Raw genomic sequence first — 8080 nt, 5'->3', positions numbered from 1 at the left:
TCGTCGTGCTCGGATTCGTCGGTGTCGCGGTCGATTACTCGATCGCCAACAAGCAGCGCACCAAGTTGCAAGACGCGCTCGACTCGGCGCTGCTCGCCGGCTCGACGGCCGGCAAGCAGGTGCTGGACTCCGGCTCGGGCCAGACCGCGGCGATCGCGGCGGCCAACAGTGCCGCCGCCGCCTTCTTTGCCGGCAACGCGAGCAGCGTCACCAGCCAGCTCACGGCGAATTACATGATGAACGGCCGCACCCTGACCGGAACCGGATCGGCCACCGCCACCGTCAACACCGCGTTCGCAGGCATCATCGGATATCCGACACTGAACCTGTCAGTGAACTCGACCGCCAATGCCACGACGCAGCCTTACCTCGACGTCTACCTGCTGATCGACATCTCCTCGTCGATGCTGCTGCCGGCGACGCAATCCGGCATCACGGCGATGAACAACGGCACCGGCTGCGCGTTGGCGTGCCATGAGACGACCGACGGAACCGACTCCTACAGCTACGCGCTGAACAACGGCATCCAGCTCAGATACCAGGTTGTCAACCAGGGCATCCAGAACCTAATGAACTATTTGAGCAGCAATTCGGCCTTCAAGACCTATGTCAAGGTCGGGCTCTGGTCGTTCGACTCATCGCTCAAGCAGATGGCGCCGATGTCCGCGAGCTACGCCAACGTCGCCAACAATTTTCCGGCACCCGGCCTCGCGACCAATGATGCCGCCGCGGCAACCCCGTTTGACAGCCTGATCGGCGACTTCGTGACGACCGTCGGCGCCGCAGGCAACGGGAGCTCGCCGTCGAGTCCACAGAAAATGGTGATCATCGCAACCGACGGCGTCAACGATCCGACGCGCGCCTGGACCTCCGACAAGTCGCTACGACCTCAGGTCCGGGTGTTCGATACGAGCTTCTGCACCAGCTTTAAGAACAACGGGGTCACGGTCGCGATCATCAACACGCCCTACTACCCGATGACATGGGACTGGGGCTACAACGCCACGCTCGGCCAGCCCGGTAGCCTTGGGGGCGCAACACGCGTCGACGACATCCCGATCGCGCTGTCGGCCTGTGCCGGCAGCAGCAACTTCATCCAGGCGTCGGACGTCGCGACAATCCAGTCCGCATTCACGACGCTGTTTGCCAAGGCATCGCCGGTGCGCCTGACCAATTGAGGCAGCGCTCCGCCCCGCTAGCGCGGCAGCTCCGCCAGGCCTGCAAGGATGCGCGCCCAGGAGCGGATGCCCTTGTGAAAGCTCTTCAGGTCGTACTTCTCGTTCGGCGAATGGATGTTGTCGTCATCGAGCCCGAAGCCGACCAGGAGCGAGTCGAGGCCAAGCGTCTTCTTGAAGTCGGCGACGATCGGGATCGAGGCGCCCGACCCCATCAAGACCGTCTCCCTGCCCCACTCCTCGTCAAGCGCGCGCTTGGCCGCAGCCAGCGGCTTCATGTTCCAGTCGAGCGCGATCGCTGGCGCACCGGAGTGGTCGGTGAACTCGGCCTTGCAATCGCCGGGCAGACGCGCCGTGACATAGTCGCGGAAGGCTTTGCGGATTTTTGCCGGGTCCTGCCCCTCCACCAGGCGGAACGAGATTTTCGCCGAGGCCTCCGCAGCAATCACCGTCTTCGAGCCCTCGCCGATATAGCCGCCGACGATGCCGTTGACGTCGCAGGTCGGGCGCGAGGTCAACTGCTCGATCAAGAGCCGATCCTTCTCGCCGGCGGGGATCGACAGCCCGATCGGCTTGAGAAAGGAGTCCGGCGAAAGGTTGAGCTTCTTCCATTGCGCGAGAATGTCCGGCGGCAGGTCCTTCACGCCGTCATAGAAGCCGGGAATGGTGATGCGGCCGTTATCGTCGAACAGGCCGCCGAGGATGTGGGTCAGCACCCGGATCGGATTCTGCGCACCGCCGCCGAACATGCCGGAATGCAGGTCACGATTGGCGGCCTTGATCTTGACCTCGTCATAGACGAGCCCACGCAGCGATGTCGTGATCTGCGGCGTGTTGGGATCCCACATGCCGGTGTCGCAGACCAGCGCGAAATCGGCCTTGAGCTCGTCCTTGTTGGCTTCGAGGAACGGCACGAAATTCTTCGATCCGACTTCTTCCTCGCCCTCGATCAGGATCGTGACGTCGACCGGCAGCGCGCCGGTGACGGACTTCCAGGCGCGGCAGGCCTCGACGAAGGTCATCAGCTGGCCCTTGTCGTCCTCGGCGCCGCGCGCGACGATGATCTTGCGCCCATCGGCATGATCGGTCACCACCGGCTCGAACGGCGGACGATCCCAGAGATTGAGCGGATCGACCGGCTGCACATCGTAGTGACCGTAGAACAGGACATGCGGACGCGCCTTGCCGTCGCCGCCGCCACTCGCCTTGTCATTGACCTTGGCCACGATGGCCGGGTGGCCCGCCGTCGGACGCACCTCGGCGGTGAAACCGAGGCTTTCGATGTCGCTGGCGAGGTGATCGGCGGCAGCCTTGCAATCGGCGGTGAAGGCCGGATCGGCCGAGATCGACTTGATCCGCAGCAGTGCAAACAGCCGCTGCAGTGAATTGTCGAAGTCGGCATCGATGTGGTCGAGAACCGGCTGAAGTTGCGCGTGAGGCATGTCTCGTTATCCCTGAGCTGCGGCGGCGGTTTCGCCCTGCATTTCGCGCTCTTGTAGCCCCGGCCCCCGCGAGGAGCCAGTCTTATCCGTCATGGGCGGATGCAGGATGTGCCAGGCCAGCGCCGCGCCCATGATGATTGTGGCAACGAGGTTGTTGCCGAAGGCCTGCAGGTCGTTCGGAAAGACCGGGAATGACAGGCACATCAACAGGCCGGCGGCCGCAAGGGCGATCCAGGTGCAGAGGCGCACGGGCGGCCGTTCATCATAGGCGGCGCGGTGGACGAGAACCGTCATCGGAAAGAACAGCCACATGAAATAGTATTGGCGCGCGAGCGGCGATGCCACAGTCATCAGGCAGAACAGGATGCCGAGCTCCTCGGCGTCGGAACGCGCCGTTCTTCGCCGCTCGGGCGGCATCACCAGCAGGAATCCGAGCCCGAGTGCGCCTGAGATGATGACTACCAGCCAGTTCGCCGCCTTGAAGGAGATGTCGACGACGTTCATGGTGCGCGCGGGCTTGGCCGGATTGTCCTGGTTGTAGTTGATCGGACGCGTCAGCCGATGGGTGACGGCGATGATGGATTGATTGACCCAGGACCAGTTCTGCTCGTCGCGCTGGCCAAATCCCTTCTCCGAACTTGTCCCCACCATGCCCTGATACCAGGTCTTCAGCTCCGTGACATTGCGTTCGAAGCCGCGGAAGGGCGCGGGCACGACGAACAGGAAAAGGCCGAGAAAGACCAGCATGCCGGCAAGGACCTTCCACTGCCGCCGCCAGGCGAGATAGGGCAGCACGGCGAGCGGAAACACCTTGATCGCGGTCGCCAGCGCAAACAGACCGCCTGCCAGCCACGGCCGTTCGTGCTGCACGAGCCAGAAGCCGTAGAGCATCATCGCGAGCAGCACCAGGTTCGGCTGCCCGAGATCGAACATGTCGAACACGAACTCGATCGTGACGAGGCCCGAGAGGAAGAACAGCCACGGCCCCGGCGTCTTGCCCGATCCCGTCATCGCGTGGGACAGCAGCGCGGTGATCCACCAGGCCGCAGCATTCAAGAATGACAGGCACAGATAGAGCGGGATCTTGCCGAACCAGGCGGGGATGGCGAGCAGCACCGCCGGCAGCGGCGGATAGATGAAATCGAAATAGGCGCGAGGGTCGCTCGGGTAGAGCTTCTTGCCCTGCAGCACCTGCTGCCCGGCCGAGAACCAGAGCGGATAGTCCTTGGTTTTTCCGTTGCCCCAGATTTCAGGGACGAGGACATCGGCCGTGAGCACGATGCAGCAGATCAGGAAGAGAATATCGACCGGCGCGCGCAGCGACGGCCACCTGAAAGGGCTCGATTTGACTGGCATCACTGGCGATCAAGCAACAAGAGACAAAGAAGGGACGTTCATCGCCGCAGCAATCCACCGAGCGCGCCGCGCACCAGCGCGCGGCCGATCGAACCGCCGATCGAGCCGCCGACCGACTTGCCGAGGTCGGCGGCCATGCCGCCGACCACCTTGTCGGTTACCGAGCGCGTCACGTTGCGCGCGATCAGCTGACCGGTCGACAGCCGGCCGCGCTTGACATTGGTGCCGAAAATCGTCGCGGCGATGTGACCGATCTCACCAACGATCCCGCCGCTTGACTCGCCTTCCGCCGCCGTCCGGGCGAGACGTTTTTGCAAGATCTCGTAGGCGGATTCCGCGTCAATCGCGGTGTCGTATTTGCCCTTGAAGGGGCTCGCATCCATGATCGCCTTGCGTTCCTCCGCCGTGACCGGCCCGATCCGCGCCGATGGCGGTCGCACCACGATGCGCTCGACGACAGCCGGCGTGCCGTTGCCTTCGAGGAACGACACCAGGGCTTCACCCTTGCCGAGTTCGGTGATGACAGCGGCCGTGTCGAGTTTTGGGTTGGGGCGGAACGTCTGTGCCGCCGCGGCGACCGCCTTCTGGTCGCGCGGCGTGAAAGCGCGCAGCGCGTGCTGCACGCGATTGCCGAGCTGCCCGAGCACGCGGTCGGGCACGTCGATCGGATTCTGCGTCACGAAATAAACCCCGACGCCCTTGGAGCGGATCAGCCGGACCACCTGCTCGATCTTGTCCATAAGCGCCTTCGGCGCATCGGTGAACAAGAGATGGGCCTCGTCGAAGAAAAACACCAGTTTTGGTTTTGGCAGGTCGCCGACCTCGGGCAGTTCCTCGAACAGCTCCGACAGCATCCATAACAGAAAAGTCGCATAGAGCCGCGGGCTCTGCATCAGTCTGTCGGCGACGAGGATGTTGATCACGCCGCGCCCGTCGCGATCGGTGTGCATGAAATCCTTCAGCGACAGCGCCGGCTCGCCGAAAAATCTGGTGCCACCCTGGTTCTCCAACACCAGGAGCTGCCGCTGAATGGTTCCTACTGTTGCACGGGTGACATTGCCGAATGCCTGCGCCGCCTTGCGGATCGGCGCCAGCGGATCCTCATCGCCCTCAGCCCGCTTGCCCGCATCGGGAACGATGGCGTCGAGCAGCGCCCGCAGGTCCTTCATGTCGATCAGGGCGAGGCCATTGTCGTCGGCAACCCGAAACGCGACGTTGAGGACTCCCTCCTGCACATCGTTGAGGTCGAGCATGCGCGACAGCAGCAAGGGCCCCATCTCCGTTATGGTGGCCCGCACCGGGTGGCCCTGCTCGCCGAAAACGTCCCAAAATACCGTCGAAAACTGGTCGGGCTGGAAGGTCAGCCCCAAATCAACCGCCCGTTTGACAATAAAGTCCTTCGCCTCGCCGGGCTCGGAAATGCCGGACAGGTCTCCCTTGATGTCGGCGGCGAAAACCGGAACGCCTGCGCGCGCAAATCCTTCGGCCATGACCTGGAGCGACACGGTCTTGCCGGTTCCGGTGGCCCCGGTGACCAGCCCGTGGCGATTGCCATAAGCCAACGTCAGCCATGCCGGCTGCTCGCCCTTGCCGACGAGGATCTTCTCTGGCGTGTCGTCTTTCACATTGTCGGATGTCACCATCGCCGTCCGTTCCAGAAGCCAAATCGGCCGCGATCATACTGCATGTTGCAGAGCGATTGATACCGTCCGAAGCCCCTTTCGCAAAGGTCGATGTCGAACCCGGGGTCGAACAGACCGACAGTCGACACCACCCAGAAGCGCAGCAAATTGCAGCGCGCATCGATCGGATGGCGCGAATCGCGCCCCTGCTCTTGCACGCATGCAACACTCAACACATGATCGCAGCCAAATCGCCTCTGCGAAGTTGTCATCGCTTGTAATTCGCCAGTCACCGGCCCAAGATAAATTTGCAAAGCTAAGACGGCCGGCGGGGCTGCCGGTTAAAGGCGGGGCGACATGGAAGATGGTCTTGATCCGCCGGCAGATCAGCCGGCGTTGATGATTTTGTCACCTGAGTTCGAGCGTTGGTTGGCGGGATTTCGGGAGCTCTAGCCACGATTGCCGTCTGAGGCAGGAACTCAAGGTCCGTTTTCGGCCCGATGCGGCCGAGCCGGTCCGGTGATGCTATCGGCAAATCCAGGCGTTGCGCATGAACTTTGCGGGTTCGGGTGCGACACGATCGGAGCGTATCTGATGGGCGAGATCATTTCGCGGACCCGTGGCTTCGGCCAACTCGCCTAGCGCACGTTCTGATTGCCTGCAGCACCTTTCTGATACTGAGATCATGGCATATTCCATCATTGAGCTCGAGGGCATGACCGCCTTCGCCGCGTCGAAACTCAAATCACTTGGCATTCGCACGACCGATGCGCTGCTCGAAGCAGCCCGCACGGTGAAGGGACGCAAGGCGCTGGCCGGCAAGACCGGAATCAGCGAGCAGCAGCTCCTGGAATGGGCCAATGTGTCGGATTACATGCGCATACCCGGCATGGGCAAGGCCAAGGTCGGGCTGGTGCGGGCCGCCGGCGTTGCCACGGTGCGCGAGCTGGCCCTTCGCAATCCGGCGCGGTTGGCGCAGAACATGAAGGAAGTGAACACCAAGCGCAAGCTCGTGCGCGTATTGCCATCCGAAAAATCCGTCGAGCAACTGATCGCACAGGCGCGCAAGCTGCAGCCCAAAATCACCTACTGAACCGGCCTTCGCTGGACCGATGGCTTGACAGCCGTGCGCGGACCGCGCAAAGCGACCGCATGGTCGCACCTATCTCGATAGCCGAGCCAGCGGCAGCGGCGGCACTGCACCCGGTCCTGCAAACGCTGCTGTCGCGGCCCTATCCGGCGATCATGGGCGTGCTCAACGTGACGCCGGACTCGTTTTCCGACGGCGGAATGTTTTTCGCGCCCGATCGCGCGCTGGCGCAGGCACGGCGGATGGTCGCCGAGGGCGCCGACATCATCGACCTCGGCGCGGAATCGACCCGGCCGTATGGCGCACAGCCGATCTCCGCCGAGCAGGAAATCGAGCGCCTGCAAGGCGTGCTGGCCGATCTGGTTTTTCTCGGCGTTCCCATCTCGATCGACAGCATGAAGGCTGCGGTCGCACACTTCGCGCTGCAATGCGGCGTTGCCGTTGTCAACGACGTCTGGGGCCTGCAGCGCGACGAGGCGATGGCCGAACTCGTCGCAGCGCACCGCGCAGCCGTCATCGTCATGCATAATCGCGAACACGTCGACCCCGAACTCGACATCATGAGCGACGTTGCGGCCTTCTTCTCCCGCTCGCTCGAGATCGCGGCGAAAGCCGGCATTCCGGAAGGCCATATCGTGCTCGATCCCGGCATCGGCTTCGGCAAGACGCAGGAGCAGAGCATGACCGTGCTCGCGCGGCTCGACGAGCTCGGCACATTTGGACGTCCGATCCTGATCGGCGCCTCGCGTAAGCGCTTCATCAGCTCGGTTGTCCCGTCCGAGCCCATGGAGCGGCTTGGCGGCTCGATCGCGGCGCATGTGATCGCCACGCAGCGCGGCGCGCGGATCATTCGGACCCATGACGTCGTGGAAACCGCACAGGCGCTACGGGTCGCCAATGCGATCGAAGACAAGCGATGACGGACGCGATCTTCATCAAGGGCCTCGTGATCCATGCCCGCCATGGCGTGATGGAGCATGAGACCGAGGTCGGGCAGCGCTTTGTGATCGATCTCGAATTATATGCGGACCTGCAGGAATCCTCGCGCAGCGACAAGCTGGCCGATACCGTGTCCTATTCCAATGTCGTCGCCACAGCGACGGAGGCGTTCAAGGACACCAATTACCGGCTGCTCGAACGCGCCGCCGGCGCTGTCGCCGATGCCGTGCTCTCCGTGTTTCCGCGCATCCGCGCGGTCAAGGTCACCGTGCACAAGCCGCACGCGCCGATTGCCGCGATCTTCGACGACGTCGGCGTGGTGCTGACCCGCTCGCGGCATGGCTAGTGTCCCGGTTCCGACGTTCGTTTCACGTTGCGGCGAATTCGTTTACGAACGTCAGAACCAAGGGACACTAGCCAATTCAAGATTCGCGTGCGGCTTGTGTCTGATATTCG

The 8080-nt window shown here is 63.1% G+C and carries 7 protein-coding genes; 4 read left to right on the top strand and 3 right to left on the bottom strand.

Going from position 1 to position 8080, the window contains the following annotated elements:
- On the top strand, positions 1–1178 hold a 1178-nt coding region (locus JOZ76_RS15640), incomplete at its 5' end, for a Tad domain-containing protein (protein ID WP_291699518.1).
- 17 nt (positions 1179–1195) lie between these two features.
- On the opposite strand, the gene JOZ76_RS15635 is transcribed toward JOZ76_RS15640, so the two are convergent.
- Genes JOZ76_RS15635 through JOZ76_RS15625 form a run of 3 tightly spaced genes read right to left on the bottom strand, consistent with a single transcriptional unit; the run spans position 1196 to position 5616 of the window.
- Positions 1196–2617 carry a M20/M25/M40 family metallo-hydrolase gene (locus JOZ76_RS15635; protein WP_291699517.1) on the bottom strand — a complete coding sequence of 474 codons (1422 nt, stop codon included), beginning with the start codon at positions 2615–2617 and terminating at the stop codon, positions 1196–1198.
- A gap of 6 nt (positions 2618–2623) precedes the next feature.
- A complete protein-coding gene (locus JOZ76_RS15630; RefSeq protein ID WP_291699516.1) occupies positions 2624–3973 on the bottom strand; it encodes a glycosyltransferase family 87 protein in 1350 nt (449 codons plus the stop codon).
- Positions 3974–4011: 38 nt separating this feature from the next.
- On the bottom strand, positions 4012–5616 hold the full coding sequence (locus JOZ76_RS15625) for a helicase HerA-like domain-containing protein (RefSeq protein WP_291699515.1): 1605 nt from the start codon (positions 5614–5616) through the stop codon (positions 4012–4014).
- 664 nt (positions 5617–6280) lie between these two features.
- Here JOZ76_RS15625 and JOZ76_RS15620 point away from each other — a divergent pair.
- The 3 genes from JOZ76_RS15620 to folB are packed head-to-tail and all read left to right on the top strand — an operon-like array spanning position 6281 to position 7970.
- Positions 6281–6688, top strand: a complete 408-nt coding sequence (locus JOZ76_RS15620) for a DUF4332 domain-containing protein (protein ID WP_291699519.1) — start codon at positions 6281–6283, stop codon at positions 6686–6688.
- 59 nt (positions 6689–6747) lie between these two features.
- Complete coding sequence (gene folP / locus JOZ76_RS15615; RefSeq protein ID WP_291699514.1) at positions 6748–7605, top strand: dihydropteroate synthase; 858 nt, start codon at positions 6748–6750, stop codon at positions 7603–7605.
- Positions 7602–7970, top strand: a complete 369-nt coding sequence (gene folB, locus JOZ76_RS15610; RefSeq protein WP_291699513.1) for a dihydroneopterin aldolase — start codon at positions 7602–7604, stop codon at positions 7968–7970. The genes folP and folB overlap by 4 nt, the downstream gene beginning before the upstream one ends.
- The last annotated feature ends 110 nt before the right edge of the window (positions 7971–8080 follow it).

The organism is Bradyrhizobium sp., assembly GCF_019244115.1.
Classification (GTDB): domain Bacteria; phylum Pseudomonadota; class Alphaproteobacteria; order Rhizobiales; family Xanthobacteraceae; genus Bradyrhizobium.
The sequence above is the reverse complement of the archived record's forward strand: the minus strand, read 5'-3'. Positions and strand labels throughout refer to the sequence as shown.